The following is a 15,769-nucleotide window of genomic DNA, read 5'->3' on the forward strand; positions in this document are numbered from 1 at the left end:
CGTGGGGAAGGGCGCGGGGAGTTGGTCAGGCCTCGTCGTCGGTGGCGAGGATGGGCGCCACCGCAGCCACCGAGTCGCCCTCGTCGAGGGTGACCAGCCGCACCCCGGTGGCGTCGCGGCCCTGGGCCGACAGCTGCTTCACCGTCGTCCGGATGGTCTGGCCGGCGGAGGTGACGGCTAGCAGGTCGTCGTCGAGACCGGCCATGAAGGCCCCGGCCACGAACCCCCGACGAGCCGTGAGCTTGATCCCCCGGACCCCCTGGCCTCCCCGCCCCTGCGCGTGGAAGTGCGCGAGCTTGGTGCGCTTGCCGTACCCGGCATCGGTCACGAACACCAGGTCGACCTCGTCGCGTGCCACGTCGCAGGAGACCACCTCGTCGGCGTCGCGCAGGCGCATCCCCCGCACGCCGGCCGCGTCACGGCCCATGGGGCGGACGTCGTCCTCGGCGAAGCGGATCGTCATGCCCAGGCGGCTCACCATGAACACGTCGTCGGTGCCGCCCGTCTGGATCACCGAGACCAGCTCGTCGCCGTCCTTGAGGCTGATGGCGATGAACCCTTCGCGACGCGACTTGTCGTACTCGGTGAAGAGGGTCTTCTTCACCTGGCCCTGCCTGGTGGCGAAGAACAGGAAGCGCGAGGTCTCGTAGTCGCGCGTGTCGATGATGGCCTGGATGCGCTCGTCGGGCGACAGGGGGAGCAGGTTGATGATCGGCGTTCCCCGGGCAGCCCGCTCCTTCTGCGGGATCTCGTGGGCGCGCAACCGGTACACCCGCCCACGGTTGGAGAAGAAGAGCAGGTACGCGTGCGCCGTCGTGTGCACGACATGGGTGATGACGTCCTCGGCCTTGAGCGTGGTCCCCCGCAGCCCCTTGCCGCCGCGCTGCTGGCTCCGGAAGGCGTCGGCCGACACCGCCTTGATGTAGCCGGCCCGGGTCATGGTGACCACGAGCTCCTCGTCCTCGATCAGGTCCTCGATGTTCATGTCGCCCGGATCGTGGGTGATCACGGCCTTGCGGGGCTCGACGAACCTCTCGCGCACCCCGGCCAGCTCGGTCTTGATCACCCCGCGCAGCCGCCCCTCGTCGGCGAGGATCGCCTCGAGGCCGGCGATGGTCTCGCGCAGCTTGGCCAGCTCCTCGTCGAGCTCGTGGCGAGCGAGCCGCGTCAGCCTCGACAGGGTCATGTCGAGGATGTGGTTGGCCTGCACCTCGGAGAACTCGAACGGCGCGGCCATCAGCCCGCCGCGGGCCGCGTCGCGATCGTCCGAGCCCCGGATGAGGGCGATGATGGCGTCGATGGCGTCGAGGGCCTTCACCAGGCCCTCGACGATGTGCGCCCGCGCCCGGGCCTTGGCCAAGCGGAACTCGGAGCGCCGGCGGAGCACCTCGACCTGGTGATCGACGTAGGCCTGCAGCGCCTGGGCCAGGTTGAGGGTGCGGGGGATGCCGTCGACCAGCGCCACCATGTTGACGCCGAAGCTGGTCTGCATCGGCGTGTGCTTGAACAGGTTGTTCAGCACGACGTGGGCGTTGGCGTCTCGCTTGAGGTCGATCACGAGCCGGGTCCCGTGACCGGAGGACTCGTCGTTCAGGTCGCGCACCCCGTCCAGCTCGCGGGCCTCGACCAGATCCTTGATCTTGGTGAGGATCTGCCCGCCCGACGTCTGGTAGGGCAGCTGGGTGACGACGATCCGCTGGCCGCCGCGCTTGGTCTCCTCGATCTCGGCGACGGCCCGCATCTTGATGGAGCCGCGGCCGGTCCGATAGGCGTCGAGGATCCCGGCGCGCCCCAGGATCTGGGCGCCGGTCGGGAAGTCGGGGCCCTTCACGAAGCGCATCAGGTCCTCGGGCGTCGCCTCCGGGTTGTCGATCAGGTGCACGGTGGCGTCGATGACCTCGCCCAGGTTGTGCGGCGGGATGTTCGTGGCCATGCCCACCGCGATGCCCTGGCTCCCGTTCACGAGCAGGTTGGGGAACCGGGCGGGCAGCACGACCGGCTCGCTGAACTCCCCCGAGTAGTTGTCGGCGAAGTCGACGGTGTCCTCGTCGATCCCGTCGAGCAGCTGCATCGCGATCGGCGAGAGCCGGCACTCGGTGTAGCGCTCGGCCGCGGGCGGATCGTCGGGGGAGCCGAAGTTGCCGTGCCCGTCGACGAGCGGGTGACGCAGGCTGAAGTCCTGGGCCATGCGCACCAGCGCGTCGTAGATCGCCTGGTTGCCGTGCGGGTGGTAGCGGCCCATGACGTCGCCGGTGACCCGGGCGCACTTCACGTAGCTGCGGTCGGGCCGGATGCCCATGTCGTACATCCCGAACAGGATCCGGCGATGGACCGGCTTCAGGCCGTCCCGGGCGTCGGGCAGGGCCCGCGCCACGATGACGGACATGGCGTAGTCGAGGAAGGAGCGCTCCATCTCCTCCTGGATCTCGATGGGCTCGATGACACCGAAGGTGATGCCCAGGCCGTCGTCGTCGCCCTCGCCGCCGGTGGTGATCGTGCTGTCGCTCATCGGGTCCCTCAGATGTCCAGGAAGCGCACGTCTTTGGCGTTCGACTGGATCCAGTGCTTGCGCGACTCGACGTCGTCGCCCATGAGCACGCTCATGATCTCGTCGGCCAGCGCGGCCTGCTCGACGCTCACCTGGAGCAGGGTGCGCCGCGCCGGGTCCATGGTGGTGTCACGCAGCTCGTGGAAGTCCATCTCACCCAGGCCCTTCAGGCGCTGGAACTCTTTCTTGTGGTTCGGGTGCTCGGCCAGGAACGCAGCCTTGGCGGCATCGTCCTTCAGGTAGACCTTCTGCTTGCCGACCTCGGTCGAGTAGAGGGGCGGCTGGGCGATGTACACGTGGCCCTGCTCGACCAGGTCTCGCATCTGGCGGAAGAAGAACGTGAGCAGCAGCGTGCGGATGTGGCTGCCGTCGACGTCGGCATCGCACATGGCGATGACCTTGTGGTAGCGGGCCCTGGCGACGTCGAACTCCTCGCCGACGTTGGCGCCGACGGCGCCGATGATCGCCTGGATCTCCGCGTTCTTCAGCATCTTGTCGATGCGCGAGCGCTCGACGTTGAGGATCTTCCCCCTGATCGGGAGGATCGCCTGGCTGCGGGGGTCCCTGGCCTGGGTGGCCGACCCGCCGGCCGAGTCGCCCTCGACGATGAACAGCTCGGACTCGCGCGGATCGCGGCTCGAGCAGTCGCGGAGCTTGTCGGGCATGCCCGCGCCCTCGAGCGCCGACTTCCGACGGGTGAGGTCGCGGGCCTGGCGGGCCGCCATGCGCGCCCGCGCCGCCTGCATGGCCTTGGCCACGGTCTGCTTGGCCTCGGCGGGGTGCTCCTCGAGCCACTCGCCCAGCTTCTCGTTGGTCGCCCGCTCGACCAGCGAGCGCATCTCGGTGTTGCCCAGCTTGGCCTTGGTCTGCCCCTCGAACTGCGGGTCGCGCAGCTTGACCGCCACGATGGCGGTGAGGCCCTCGCGGATGTCCTCGCCCAGCAGGTTGTCGTCCTTCTCCTTCAACAGGTTCCGGGCCCGGGCGTACTTGTTCACGGCGTTGGTGAGCGCCTTCTTGAAGCCTTCCTCGTGCATGCCCCCCTCGATGGTGGCGATGCCGTTGGCGAAGCTGTGGATGCCCTCGTAGTAGCCCGTGTTCCACTGGAGCGCGACCTCGACCTCTTGGACGGCGTCGTGCTGGGCGAAGTAGGCGACCCGCTTGAACAGCGCCTCCTTCGACTGGTTCAGGTGGCGCACGAAGTCGACGATGCCGCCCTTGTACTGGAACGTCACCTCGGCCTGGTGCCCGGGGCGCTCGTCGTGGAAGCGGATCTCGAGGCCCTTGTTGAGGAACGCCATCATCTGCAGCCGCTCGGTGATCGTGCGGGCCGAGAACTCGGTGCCCTCCTTGAAGACCACGGGATCGGGCCAGAAGGTGACGGTGGTGCCGGTGCGGCCCCGCGGTGCGGCCCCGACCACCTCGAGACGGCCCTGCGGGCGGCCACCCTTGGCGAACTCCATGCGGTGGTGCTGGCCGTCGCGGTCGATCTCCAGCACCAGCCGGTCGGACAGGGCGTTCACGACCGAGATGCCGACCCCGTGGAGCCCACCCGCCACCTTGTACCCGGCGTCGCCGAACTTGCCGCCGGCGTGGAGCACGGTGAGCACGATCTCGGCGGCGCTCTTGTTCTTGTACCGGGGGTGGGGGTCGACGGGGATGCCGCGGCCGTCGTCGGCCACCCGGCACGCCCCGTCGGCGAGCAGGGTGACGTCGATGCGGGCGCAGTACCCGGCCATCGCCTCGTCGACGGAGTTGTCGACGACCTCCCAGACCAGGTGGTGCAGCCCGGTGGGCCCGGTGGACCCGATGTACATGCCGGGTCGCTTGCGGACCGGGTCGAGGCCTTCGAGGACCGTGATGTCCTTCGCCCCGTACGACGAGGACGGCGACGTCACCTGGGACAAGGGCGCGACCTTTCCACACGGAGGGATGAGCGAGGCGACACGGGGTCCGCCGCACGCCGTCCAGCGGTGGCGGCGGTGGCCATCGCGATGGGCCTCAGTTTACCAGAGGGGTGTGGCCCTCCCTCGGGATGGCATGCCCCCCGGGCGGGCTTCCCCGGGCCCCTCAGGAGCCCGTTCGCGGGCGCACGCGCAGCTCGACCGATCGCACCACCGGGGCACCGGCAACCCGCTCGACGGCGCGAAGCACGTCGGCCGTCGACCAGCGCAGGCGGGCGGCCCACGCCGGGTCGTCCACCACCACCACCAGGCACCCGTCATGCACCGCGACCGGCTGGGCATGGGCGGCCAGGGCCGGGCCCACCACCTCCTCCCACAGGGAGAAGACCAGGTCGAGGGTGCCGCTGGCGGGCGCCCCCAGCCCCCGCAGGACCCGGTCGACCAGGGCGCGCACCGGCTCGGGTGGGGAGGGCTCGTCGCCGGGGAGCGGGCGCCAGCCGCTCACGCCGCCACCAGGGGCAGGCGCACGACCTGGTCGGGTGCCACCCGCGCCGGGAGCCCAGACGCGGTGGTCAGCACGGCCTGGCCCTCCGGCAGGTGCCGCACCAGGGCGTCGGCCCGGTCCGTGTCGAGCTCGGAGAACACGTCGTCGAGCAGCAGCACGGGCGGGCTGGCCAGCTCGTCGGTGAGGATCCGGTGGAGCGCGAGCCGAAGGGCCAGGGCCAGCGTGCGCTGCTCCCCTTGCGAGGCATGGGTGCGGGCCGGCAAGCCGGCGAGGACGAGCTCGAGGTCGTCGCGGTGCGGCCCCACCAGCGTGACCCCCCGCCGCAGCTCCTCGGCCCGGGCCGCGGCCAGCGCAGCCGCCAGCCCGCCCGGCCGCCACGCCGGCTCGTACCGGGCATCGACCGGCACCGGGCCGGCCGCGATGTCGTCGTAGGCCTGTCGCAGCCGGGGCTGCAAGCGCTCGACCAGCTCGGCCCGGGCGGCGCCGAGCGCCTCTCCGGCCGTCGTCAGCTTGGCGTCCCACACGTCGAGGGTGACCGCCACGTCGGCCGGCAGCCGGTCGGCCCGGACCCCGGCCACCTGCCGGAGCAGGGCGTTGCGCTGGCGGAGCACCCGGTCGAGCTCGAGGCGCACCGCATCGAGCCGGGGTTGCCGAGCGACCAGCCCGTCGTCGAGGTACCGGCGCCGCTGCGCCGGACCGCCCTTGACGAGCTCGAGGTCGTCCGGCGCGAACACCGTCACGCGGAGCACGCCGAGGAGGTCGCGGGTCCGGGTGAGGCGCTGGCGGTTGACGAGGACGCGACCGCGCCCACCGGGAACGATCTCGGCCTCGACGAGGGCCCGGCGCGCCTGCTGGTCGACCTCGGCCCGCACGGCCGCCCGCAGGCACCCCTGGCGGACCAGGGCCTCGAGGGGGGCGCCCCGGAAGCTCTCCAGGGTGGCCAGGTAGGCGATGGCCTCGAGCAGGTTCGTCTTGCCGAGCCCGTTGGGGCCCATGACCGCCGTCAGCCCCGCGGCCAGCTCGAGCTCGAGCGACGCGTAGCTGCGGAAGTCGGTGAGCCAGAGCCGACGGACGCGCACTCAGGACACGCGGATGGGCATCAACAGGTAACGGAAGTCGAGCTGCTCCACCGACCGGAGCATGGCCGGCTTGAGCGCGTCGATCGTGTCGAGGATGAGCTCGTCTCCCACGGCCGCTTCGGCCCCGGTCACGAGGAACTCCGGGTTGAAGGCCACCGTGAGCTCGGTCCCCTCGTACTTGGCGTCGAGCTCCTCGCGAGCCTCGCCCATGCTCGGGTTCACGGCCAGCAGCTCGAGGCCGTCGCCTCGCTGCAGCAGCCGCACCGGCGTGGCGTCGCGCGCCAGCAGCCGCACCCGCCGGACGGCGTCGAGGAAGGGCTCGCGGCCGACCACGAGGCGGTTCGGGTACTCCTCGGGGAACAGGCGCTGGTAGTTGGGGAACGCCCCTTCGATCAGCCGGGTCGTGATCCGCACCCCACCTGCGGTGAAGGTCGCGTCCCGCTCTCCCAACCGCAACGCGACCGACTCGTCGTCGCCGAGCAGGCGGGCCAGCTCGGCGAGCGCCCGCGACGGCACCACGACCTGCTCACCCTCCCGGAGGACGGCGCTACCGGCCAGGTCCCGCAGCGCGAGGCGGTACGAGTCGGTGGCGACCAACCGCAGCCCCCCCGCCTCGGCCGCAAGGAGGACCCCCGTGAGGATGGCGCGCTGCGGATCCGGGCTGGCCGCCGGGACGACCTGCCGCAGGGCCTCCGCGAACGCCTGCGCCGCCAGCTCCACCACCGGACCCTCGGCCTCGGCCAGACGGGGGAAGTCCTCGGCCGCGAAGGCCCGGACGGAGAACTGGGAGCGGCCCGCCGACAGGTGGGCGTCGTCCGCTCCCGCCTCGACGGTCACCGCCGCTGGCTCGAAGGCCCGCACGATGTCGGACGTCAGCTTGGCCGGGACGACCACCGCACCGTCCTGCTCGCCCACCACATCGAGCTCGCACGCGATCGTCAGGTCGAGATCGGTGGCCTGGAGCGAGAGCCGATCACCCACGACCTGCATCCGGATCCCGGACAGGACGACGGGGGCCATGCTGCGACCGGCCACGGCGCGACCGACCGTGCCCAGCGCTTCGACGAGCACATCACGCTCGCACCGGAACTTCACGGTCGCTCCCCTTCCTTGGTGCTTCTCGGGTGAGAGTGGTGATAAGGGGTGTGGATTGTGGACGGCCTGGCATCGGTGCACGTCACGGGCCCGATCGCCGTCCTCAGGTCGTCCCCAGCGTTGCACAGGGCAGGGGCGCGACCCGGGATGCGGGATGGCCGGCTGCAGCTCCGTCCACCGACGGGGCGATGGCATCCACAGGGCTCCGGCCTCGTCGACCCCCGGTCGTACCCAGGGTGATCCACAGCCCGTGCGGGCTGGCGTCCGGGCCGGGCGGTCATCCCGCGGCCTTGATGCGCTGGATGAGCTCGGTGACCTGGTCGTAGGTCTGGCGGCGTTCCTTCATGAGCCCGCTGATCTTCTCGACCGCGTGGATCACGGTCGTGTGGTCGCGCCCCCCGAACTCGCGCGCGATGGCGGGGTAGCTGAGGTCGGTCAGCTCGCGGAACACGTACATGCCGACCTGACGGGCGGTCACGAGGGGACGGCGGCGGCTCTTGCCCCGCAGCTCCTCGACCGAGAAGCCGAACATGTCCGACGTGGTGGAGAGGATGCGATCGGGGGTGACCGGCCGGGGCTGGTTGCCGGTGAGCAGGTCGCTCAGCACCCGCTCGGCCAGGGCCGTGCTCAGGGGCGTCTTGTTGAGGCTGGCGTAGGCGGTGACCCGGATGAGGGCGCCCTCGAGCTCGCGGATGTTGTCGGTGATGTGCGTGGCGATGAACTCGAGGACCTCGTCGGGAACCGGGGTGGGCTCCCGCTCGGCCTTCTTGCGCAGGATCGCGAGCCGGGTCTCGAGGTCGGGCGGCTGGATGTCGGTGATCAGGCCCCACTTGAACCGGCTGCGCAGACGATCCTCCAGCGTGGGGATGGAGTCGGGCTGGCGGTCGGAGGAGATGACGATCTGCTTGTCGGCCCCGTGCAGCGAGTTGAAGGTGTGGAAGAACTCCTCTTGGAGGCCCTCCTTGTTCTCCATGAACTGGATGTCGTCGATCATGAGCACGTCGACCTCGCGGTAGCGCCGCTTGAAGGCCTGCGTGGTGTTCGTGCGGATGGCGTCGACGAACTCGTTCAGGAACGTCTCGGTGGAGACGTAGCGAACCGTGTACTGCGGGTAGTTCTGGTCGACGTAGTGGCCGATGGCGTGCAGCAGGTGGGTCTTGCCCAGCCCGGCGGCGCCGTAGACGAACAGCGGGTTGTACGAGCGGGCCGGTGTCTCGGCCACGGCCAGCGCGGCGGCGTGGGCGAAGCGGTTCGAGGTGCCGGTGACGAAGTTCTCGAACGTGTACCGGGCCACCAGCCCGTCGGTGGAACGTTCGGCCGTGCCGGTGCGGGCACCCGGCGCCGTCGTCGCGCTGCTCGGTTCGGGAGCGCGCACGCTCAGATCGCCGGCGTCGGTGCGGACCTCGATGCGCAGCTCGACCCCCGGGAAGCCGACCTCGGCCAGGGCGTCACGCACCAGGGCCAGGTACCGCCCCTCGATGCGCTCCTTGACCAGCGAGCTGGGAACGGCCAGCACCAGGCGGCCGTCGGCGATCCCGACCGGCTGCGCGTCCTGGAACGAGGTCAGCCAGACCGCCTCCGACACCTGTGCCCGCAGCAGCTCGGCGCTGGCCGTCCACAGCTGTTCGGCATCCTCGACCAGCACCTGTCCCTCCTCGCACCGTCCACGTCCACACGCTCGTCCACACCTGTGGACAACGCGGGCACCGGCCGGTGGACCCGGCCGCCTCGCCTGTGTGCCGCCGCCGGGGGGGAGGGCCGGCGGCTGTCGCCCGACTGCCCGGCCTCGCGCCCCGGGCGTGGAGGGCGACGCTAGCACCGACCCCGGGGGGGTTGTTCGGGGCGCCGGAGGGGGGACGAGGTTGCCGTGTGACGGGCCAGGTCGTAGCGTGGGGCGGCTACGGCCCCGACGCGCCCTGCGGTCGCCGCCGCTGGTGACACGGCCAGGGCGCTCCGCGGCGGTGCGCGCTGGCGTTCCCGCGGTGGAGGTGCACGACCCCGGGCGGACTCGGGGGCGCCGGTCGGGCCACGAGGAGGCGATGGATGAAGCGGACGTATCAGCCGAACAACCGGAAGCGGGCCAAGCGCCACGGCTTCCGCCACCGGATGTCGACCCGGGCCGGCCGGGCGGTGCTGCAGGCCCGCCGTCGCAAGGGCCGGCTCCGGCTGTCGGCCTGATCTGGCGCATCCGCGACCGGGCGACGTTCGTCGAGCTGCGGCGTGGAGGCCAACGAGTGCGCCGGGGCCTGGTGACCCTCACGTTCCTCCCCGATCCGTCGGGCGAGCCACCGCGTCTGGCCCTGGCCGTCGGGCGGCGCGTCGGCGGGGCGGTCGTGCGCAACCGTGTCCGGCGGCGGCTCCGCGAGGCGGCTCGAGAGCTGGCCCGGTCGGGCCGTCTGCCCGCCGGGGCCTACCTGGCCTCGGTCGGTCCGGGCGCCGCCACGGCCGGCTTCGACCGCCTGCGCAACGACCTCGAGGCGGCGGTCGGCGCCCTGCACCCGGCCCCGGCGCCGTGAGGGCCGCAGAAACGACCCCGGTCGGTTCTTCCGGGGCCCCGCCGGCGCGGACCTCGGTCGGGGCGCGATGCCTGCTGGCCGTGCTGGGGGCGTACCAGGCCGCCCGGGCCGGGCGACCATCTCCGTGCCGGTTCGTGCCCAGCTGCTCCACCTACGCCGTCGAGGCGGTCCAGGCCCACGGCGCGGTCCGGGGCTCCTGGCTCGCCACCCGCCGGGTCGCCCGCTGCCACCCGTGGGGTGGTCGGGGGTACGACCCCGTCCCCGATCGGAAGGCCGGCTGACGTGTTCGACGCCATCGCCACCCTGCTGTCGTGGTTCTACGACCTGGTGCCCAACTACGCCTTCGCCATCGCCGCGCTCACGCTGTGCGTGATGATCGTGCTCACGCCGCTGACGCTCAAGGGCACCCGCTCGATGATGGCGATGCAACGGCTGCAGCCGGAGATGAAGAAGATCCAGCAGCAGTACAAGGGCGACCGGCAGAAGCTCAACGAAGAGCTCATGAAGTTCTACCAGGAGAACAAGATCAACCCGCTGGGAGGATGCCTCCCGCTGATCCTGCAGATGCCGGTGTTCATCGTGCTGTACCGGGTGCTGCACGGCCTCACCAAGATCGATCCGGAGACCGGCAACTTCGATCCGGCGTACCTCGACAAGAACAGCCAGATGTACCAGGACCTCAGCAAGACGAACGAGATGATGGCGCTGGGCATGAACCTGGCCGAGAGCGCGGCCAAGGCCCTCGGCGACTCCATCCTCCACGGCATCCCGTACCTCATCCTCGTCCTGGCCGTGGCCAGCACCAGCTACATCCAGCAGCGCCAGATCTCGGTGCGCAACCAGCGCCACGGCCAGGCCATGCCGGTGAACTCCCAGCAGCAGATGCTCCTGCGCGTGCTGCCGGCCTTCTTCGCCGTGATCTCCCTCACCCTGCCAGCGGGCATCGTGCTGTACTTCCTGGTCTCGAACCTGTACCGCATCGGTCAGCAGGCCTTCATCTCGCGCACGATGGCGAAGGACGTGCTGGCCCGGTCGGGGGAGGGCAGTGAGGAGAGCGGGGGACCGAAGGGCTCGACGAAGGTCGTCGAGGCGACCGCCACCGAGACCGACGGCAACGGGGCCAAGCCCGGCCCGAGCCGGCCGCCGAAGGGCTCGAGCACGCCGCCGAAGGGCTCGACTACGCCGCCGAAGGGGACGTCGACGCCGCCGAAGGGCGGGGCGACACCGGCCAAGCGTCCCACCAGCGGTCGGGTGACACCGCCCGGGCAGGCCGGCCGGCGGAAGCGGAAGTAGCCACCGATGCAGTGGGTCGAGACCACCGGTCGCACGATCGACGAAGCCAAGGACGCCGCCCTCGACCAGCTCGGGGTGGACGAGGCCGACGCCGAGTTCGAGGTCCTGGCCGAGCCCCGTCCGGGCCTGTTCGGGCGGATGCGGGGCGAGGCCCGGGTGCGGGCTCGCGTTCGCCCCGCCACACCCCGCCCCAAGGTGGATCGGCGCGACCGTCGGAGGCGGGGAGGGGGCGGTGAGCGGCAGGGCCGTTCCGGCGCTCCCCCGGCGGCACCGGATGCGGCGGCCGCCGGTGCGGTGAGGGATGATGACTCGACGGTGGCCGGTGTGGCCGCCGCTCGGACGACCGACGAGAGGGTGACGACCGTGGCCGATGCTGCTCCTGCTCCGTCCGACGAGGAGGTCGCGGCCGAGGCGGGCCGGGCGGCGACGGACTTCCTCGAGGAGCTCGTCGAGGTCTTCGGTCTGGCCGGTGTGGTCACGGTCGGCACGGGTGAGGACGGGGCGGTGGAGCTGGCCGTCGACGGCGACGACCTGGGGTTGCTGATCGGGCCGAAGGGCCAGACGCTGGCCGCGGTGCAGGAGCTGACCCGCACGGTCGTGCTCCGCCACGTGCCGGCGGCGCGGGACCAGCGCCTCCGGGTCGACGTGGGTGGCTACCGGGCCCGCCGTCGCGACGCGCTGGCCCGGTTCACCCGCCAGGTCGTCGACGAGGTCCGGACGTCCGGCGTGCCCCGGGCCCTCGAGCCCATGTCGGCGGCCGACCGCAAGGTGGTCCACGACACCGCCAACACCCTCGAGGGGGTTCGCACGGTGTCGGAGGGCGAGGATCCCCGTCGCCGCGTGGTGATCCTGCCCGCTGGCGAGTAGCCGGACCTCCCCCGTGGGCGGGGGGACGGGCGAGGACCTGCTCGAGGTGCTTGCCGTGGCCCAGGGCCGCGGGCTGCTCGGCCCGGGTCCCGTCGAGCGGCACCTCGAGCACGCGGCGGCGTTCCGCGCCTTCGTGCCCGACGATGTCCTGGTGGCCGACCTGGGCACCGGGGGCGGGCCGCCCGGCCTGATCCTGGCCGTGTTCCTGCCCGGGACGCGATGGGTGTTCATCGAGGCCCAGCGTCGCCGGGCCGACTTCCTCCGCTGGGCCTGTGCCCGCCTCGGCCTCTCGGAGCGGGTGGCGGTGCGAGAGGAGCGGGCCGAGACGGTCGGGCGGGACGGCTCGCTGCGAGAAGCCTGCGGGGTCGTGGTGGCTCGGGCCTTCGGCTCCCCCGCGGTCACGGCCGAGTGTGCGGCGCCGCTGCTGGTCCCGACAGGCGTGGCCGTGGTGAGCGAACCGCCGGGTGGGGCCGAGGCCCGGTGGCCGGGCGACGGCCTGGCCCTCTTGGGCCTGGCCGTGCAGGAGCGCCACACGGGACCACCGGCGCTGGTGGTGCTGGCGAAGATCGCGCCGTGTCCCGACCGCTACCCGCGAGGGGTGGGACGCCCAGCCAAGCGGCCCTTGTGGTAGGGCCGTTCCACGTGGAACCGGCTCGGAGGGTTTCACGTGGAACGTGAGGGTCGTTGACGCCGGGTTCTCGGGAGGCCACGATGGGGACCCGTTCCCCCGCCGGCCCACGCCGAGATCAGCGAGGTTCCGTGTTCGAGGATGATCATGCCGGGAGGGCCGACGAGGCGCCCGACTCGGTCGAGGCGGAGGCGCTCCCCGAGGGGGCCACGCCCTTCACCCGCCCGCTGCCACGCGTCATGGCCATCGCCAACCAGAAGGGGGGCGTCGGCAAGACCACCACGGCCGTGAACCTCGGCGCCGCCCTGGCCGAGCTGGGCTATCGCACCCTGGTGATCGACCTGGACCCGCAGGGGAACGCCACCACCGGCCTGGGCGTGAACGCCCGGGCGCTCGAGTCGTCGATGTACGAGGTGATCCTCCAGGATGTCCCGCTGGAGGACTGCATCGAGGCGACGGCGGTGCGACACCTGTTCCTCGCCCCGGCGAGCCTCGACCTCGCCGGCGCCGAGATCGAGCTGGTGCCCGCCTTCAGCCGTGAGCTGAAGCTGCGCCGTGCCCTCGACGCGGTGCTCGACGACTACGACTTCGTGCTGATCGACTGCCCTCCCAGCCTGGGCCTGCTGACCGTGAATGCCCTGGCCGCCGCGGGCGAGATCCTGGTGCCGATCCAGTGCGAGTACTACGCGCTCGAGGGGCTCGGCCAGCTGCTCCACAACGTCCAGCTGGTGCAGCGCAACCTGAACCCGACGCTGGAGCTCAGCGCCATCGTGCTGGTGATGTACGACGCCCGCACCCGGCTCTCCGACCAGGTGGTCCACGAGGTCCGCAACCACTTCGGGGACCGGGTGTGCCGCAACGTGGTCCCCCGAACCGTGCGGCTGTCGGAGGCCCCCTCGTTCGGCCAGCCCATCTCGATCTTCGATCCGCTCTCCCGAGGGGCCATCGCCTACCGGGAGCTGGCCAAGGAGGTGAGCGGTGGCGCGCCGAAGCGGGCTGGGTAGGGGGCTCGGGGCTCTCATCCCCACGGAGGTCGCGACCAGCAGTGGGACGGCACTGCAGGAGCTGGCGGTCACCCAGGTGGTGCCCAACCCGAACCAGCCGCGGACCCACTTCGACGAGGAGTCGCTGGTGTCGCTGGCGGCCTCCATCCGAGAGCTCGGCGTCCTCCAGCCGATCCTCGTCCGTCGGCGGGACGCAGACGTCTACGAGCTCATCGCCGGGGAACGCCGGTGGCGGGCGGCCAGGCGAGCCGGCCTCCAGACCGTCCCGGCCCTGGTGCGCGAGGTCGACGACGCCACCTCGGTGGAGCAGGCCCTGGTGGAGAACCTGCACCGCGAGGACCTGAACCCGCTCGAGGAGGCGGCCGCCTACCAGCAGCTCATCGAGGACTTCGGCCTCACCCACGACGAGGTCGCCATGCGGATCGGGAAGAGCCGGGCTGCGGTCACCAACACCCTCCGGCTCTTCCAGCTCCCGCCGTCGATCCAGCGCTTGGTCGCCGAGGACCGGCTCTCGGCCGGCCACGCGAGGGCCCTGCTGGGCACGCCCGACCGAGCCTTCCAAGAGGCGTTGGCCAGGCGGGCCGTCGCCGACGGGCTCTCGGTCCGGGCGGTCGAGGACGCGGTGCGGGTGCGCAACGAGGGCGTGGCGGCGCGTGGACGGCGGGAGCCGGCCCGGCGACTCCGGCCGCCGGGGCTGCTGGAGCTGGAGGGACTCCTGGCCGGGCACCTCGACACGCGTGTGCAGGTCAGCATGGGGGCCAAGCGTGGCCGGGTGGTGATCGAGTTCGCCACGCTCGAGGACCTGGAGCGGATCTACCGCACCATGATCGAGGGGCGGCCGCCGGCCGGTCCGGAGGACGGGCCGTGATCCTCCAGATGAAGGGGAGCGTCAGTCGTCCACAGGGTTGACCACAGGGTGTGCGTTACTGTTGTGACGGCTGACACGGCCGGATCACAGGAGCTCGGCGAGTTCCTGGAGCAGCTGCGCCTTGCCCTTGGCCCCGATGAGGCGCTTCGCGAGCTCCCCGTTGCGGAACACCAGCAGGGTCGGGATGCTCATGACGTCGTAGCGTCGGGCGATGCCGGGGTGGTCGTCGACGTTCAGCTTGGCCACCGCCAGCTTCCCGGCCTGCTCCTCGGCGATCTCGGCGAGGATGGGGGCGATCATCTTGCAGGGCCCGCACCACTCGGCCCAGAAGTCGACGATCACCGGTTCGACCGACGACCGGACGGTCTCGTCGAAGGTGGCGTCGGTGAGCGTCACGATGCCGTCAGCCATGGGGTCCTCCTGGGGCGTGGGTGCGAACGGGCCAACCGCCGGCCGGCGCCTGGCATTCCGGACGTGGCCGTCAGTGGCCACCTTCCAGCCAGCGCTCGGCGTCGATGGCCGCCGCGCACCCCGACCCGGCGGCGGTGATCGCCTGGCGGTAGACGTGGTCCTGCACGTCGCCACAGGCGAAGACGCCCGGTACGTCGGTCGCCGAGCCGGGCCCGGTCTGGAGGTACCCGTTGGCGTCCATGGCCAGCTGCCCGACGAACAGGTCGGTGTTCGGCCGGTGGCCGATGGCGACGAACAGGCCGGTGACGGGGAGCACGCTGGTCGCGCCGGTCTTCACGTCGCGCAGCACCGCGCCCTCGAGCCTCTGCTCGCCGAGCAGGTCGGTCACCACCGAGTCCCACCGCATCTCGACCTTGTCGTTGGAGAAGGCCCTCTCCTGCATGATCTTGGAGCCGCGCAGCTGGTCACGGCGGTGGATGATCGTGACCCGGCTGGCGAACTTGGTGAGGAAGAGCGCCTCCTCCAGGGCCGAGTCGCCGCCGCCGACCACCGCGATGTGCTGATCGCGGAAGAAGAAGCCGTCGCACGTGGCGCAGGTCGACAGGCCGTGGCCGATCAGGCGCTCCTCGGCGGGGAGCCCGAGCATGAGGGCCTGGGCGCCGGTGGACACGATCACCGCGCGGGCCCGGTGCTCCTCGGATCCGATCCAGGCCCGGAACGGGCGGTCCGAGAAATCGACCCTAGTCACCTTTGCCGTGACCAGCTCGGCCCCGAAGCGGGCGGCCTGCTCCCGGAACCGGAGCATGAGCTCGGGGCCCTGGATGCCCTCGGGGAACCCCGGGAAGTTCTCCACCTCGGTGGTGAGCATGAGCTGCCCGCCGGGCTGATCGCCGGTCGACGACGGCTCTCCTTCGACGACCAGGGGCCGGAGGCTGGCGCGAGCCGTGTAGATGGCGGCGGTCAGGCCGGCCGGGCCGGAGCCGATGATGAGCACGTCGCGGACGTCGGGCACGGACACCTCCGGGTGTGGGGGCCGGGCCGGCGCCGGCGGGTT

General features: G+C 71.7%; 16 protein-coding genes. 8 read left to right on the plus strand and 8 right to left on the minus strand.

Features of this window, described 5'->3' with window-relative positions; genetic code table 11:
- Window positions 1–25: 25 nt before the first annotated feature.
- From gyrA to dnaA, 6 genes are all read right to left on the minus strand, one after another.
- A complete protein-coding gene (gene gyrA, locus IPM45_10165; protein ID MBK9179911.1) occupies window positions 26–2,509 on the minus strand; it encodes a DNA gyrase subunit A in 2,484 nt (827 codons plus the stop codon).
- A gap of 8 nt (window positions 2,510–2,517) precedes the next feature.
- Complete coding sequence (gyrB, locus tag IPM45_10170; GenBank protein MBK9179912.1) at window positions 2,518–4,443, minus strand: DNA topoisomerase (ATP-hydrolyzing) subunit B; 1,926 nt, start codon at window positions 4,441–4,443, stop codon at window positions 2,518–2,520.
- A gap of 172 nt (window positions 4,444–4,615) precedes the next feature.
- Complete coding sequence (locus IPM45_10175) at window positions 4,616–4,954, minus strand: DUF721 domain-containing protein (GenBank protein ID MBK9179913.1); 339 nt, start codon at window positions 4,952–4,954, stop codon at window positions 4,616–4,618.
- Window positions 4,951–6,033 (minus strand): DNA replication/repair protein RecF, encoded by a 1,083-nt coding sequence (gene recF, locus IPM45_10180; protein MBK9179914.1) that lies wholly within the window; start codon window positions 6,031–6,033, stop codon window positions 4,951–4,953. Before recF ends, IPM45_10175 begins: the two co-directional genes overlap by 4 nt.
- Entirely contained in the window at window positions 6,034–7,128 is a 1,095-nt protein-coding gene (gene dnaN / locus IPM45_10185; GenBank protein ID MBK9179915.1) for a DNA polymerase III subunit beta, read from the minus strand. It abuts the gene before it with no gap.
- A 277-nt stretch (window positions 7,129–7,405) separates the two neighbouring features.
- On the minus strand, window positions 7,406–8,773 hold the full coding sequence (dnaA, locus tag IPM45_10190; GenBank protein ID MBK9179916.1) for a chromosomal replication initiator protein DnaA: 1,368 nt from the start codon (window positions 8,771–8,773) through the stop codon (window positions 7,406–7,408).
- A 398-nt stretch (window positions 8,774–9,171) separates the two neighbouring features.
- On the opposite strand from dnaA, the gene rpmH reads away from it, so the two are divergent.
- From rpmH to IPM45_10230, 8 genes are all read left to right on the plus strand, one after another.
- Window positions 9,172–9,306 (plus strand): 50S ribosomal protein L34, encoded by a 135-nt coding sequence (gene rpmH / locus IPM45_10195; protein ID MBK9179917.1) that lies wholly within the window; start codon window positions 9,172–9,174, stop codon window positions 9,304–9,306.
- A complete protein-coding gene (rnpA, locus tag IPM45_10200; GenBank protein ID MBK9179918.1) occupies window positions 9,303–9,644 on the plus strand; it encodes a ribonuclease P protein component in 342 nt (113 codons plus the stop codon). The genes rpmH and rnpA overlap by 4 nt, the downstream gene beginning before the upstream one ends.
- The gene (yidD, locus tag IPM45_10205; GenBank protein MBK9179919.1) at window positions 9,641–9,925 is read left to right on the plus strand and encodes a membrane protein insertion efficiency factor YidD; all 285 of its coding nucleotides are present in this window, start codon (window positions 9,641–9,643) and stop codon (window positions 9,923–9,925) included. Before rnpA ends, yidD begins: the two co-directional genes overlap by 4 nt.
- Window position 9,926: 1 nt before the next feature.
- Window positions 9,927–10,937 carry a membrane protein insertase YidC gene (gene yidC / locus IPM45_10210; GenBank protein MBK9179920.1) on the plus strand — a complete coding sequence of 337 codons (1,011 nt, stop codon included), beginning with the start codon at window positions 9,927–9,929 and terminating at the stop codon, window positions 10,935–10,937.
- 6 nt (window positions 10,938–10,943) lie between these two features.
- A complete protein-coding gene (locus IPM45_10215) occupies window positions 10,944–11,804 on the plus strand; it encodes a Jag N-terminal domain-containing protein (protein ID MBK9179921.1) in 861 nt (286 codons plus the stop codon).
- 13 nt (window positions 11,805–11,817) lie between these two features.
- Complete coding sequence (locus tag IPM45_10220; protein MBK9179922.1) at window positions 11,818–12,435, plus strand: class I SAM-dependent methyltransferase; 618 nt, start codon at window positions 11,818–11,820, stop codon at window positions 12,433–12,435.
- A gap of 224 nt (window positions 12,436–12,659) precedes the next feature.
- Window positions 12,660–13,436: a ParA family protein gene (locus IPM45_10225; GenBank protein ID MBK9179923.1), complete on the plus strand. Its 777-nt coding sequence runs from the start codon at window positions 12,660–12,662 to the stop codon at window positions 13,434–13,436.
- Window positions 13,411–14,304 carry a ParB/RepB/Spo0J family partition protein gene (locus IPM45_10230; GenBank protein ID MBK9179924.1) on the plus strand — a complete coding sequence of 298 codons (894 nt, stop codon included), beginning with the start codon at window positions 13,411–13,413 and terminating at the stop codon, window positions 14,302–14,304. Before IPM45_10225 ends, IPM45_10230 begins: the two co-directional genes overlap by 26 nt.
- Window positions 14,305–14,388: 84 nt before the next feature.
- Here IPM45_10230 and trxA read toward each other — a convergent pair whose 3' ends face one another.
- Both trxA and trxB read right to left on the minus strand, forming a co-directional pair.
- The gene (gene trxA / locus IPM45_10235; GenBank protein ID MBK9179925.1) at window positions 14,389–14,715 is read right to left on the minus strand and encodes a thioredoxin; all 327 of its coding nucleotides are present in this window, start codon (window positions 14,713–14,715) and stop codon (window positions 14,389–14,391) included.
- A 70-nt stretch (window positions 14,716–14,785) separates the two neighbouring features.
- Window positions 14,786–15,727, minus strand: a complete 942-nt coding sequence (gene trxB, locus IPM45_10240) for a thioredoxin-disulfide reductase (GenBank protein MBK9179926.1) — start codon at window positions 15,725–15,727, stop codon at window positions 14,786–14,788.
- Window positions 15,728–15,769: the final 42 nt, after the last annotated feature.

It is taken from the genome of Acidimicrobiales bacterium (assembly GCA_016716005.1).
Taxonomy (GTDB): Bacteria; Actinomycetota; Acidimicrobiia; order Acidimicrobiales; family JADJXE01; genus JADJXE01.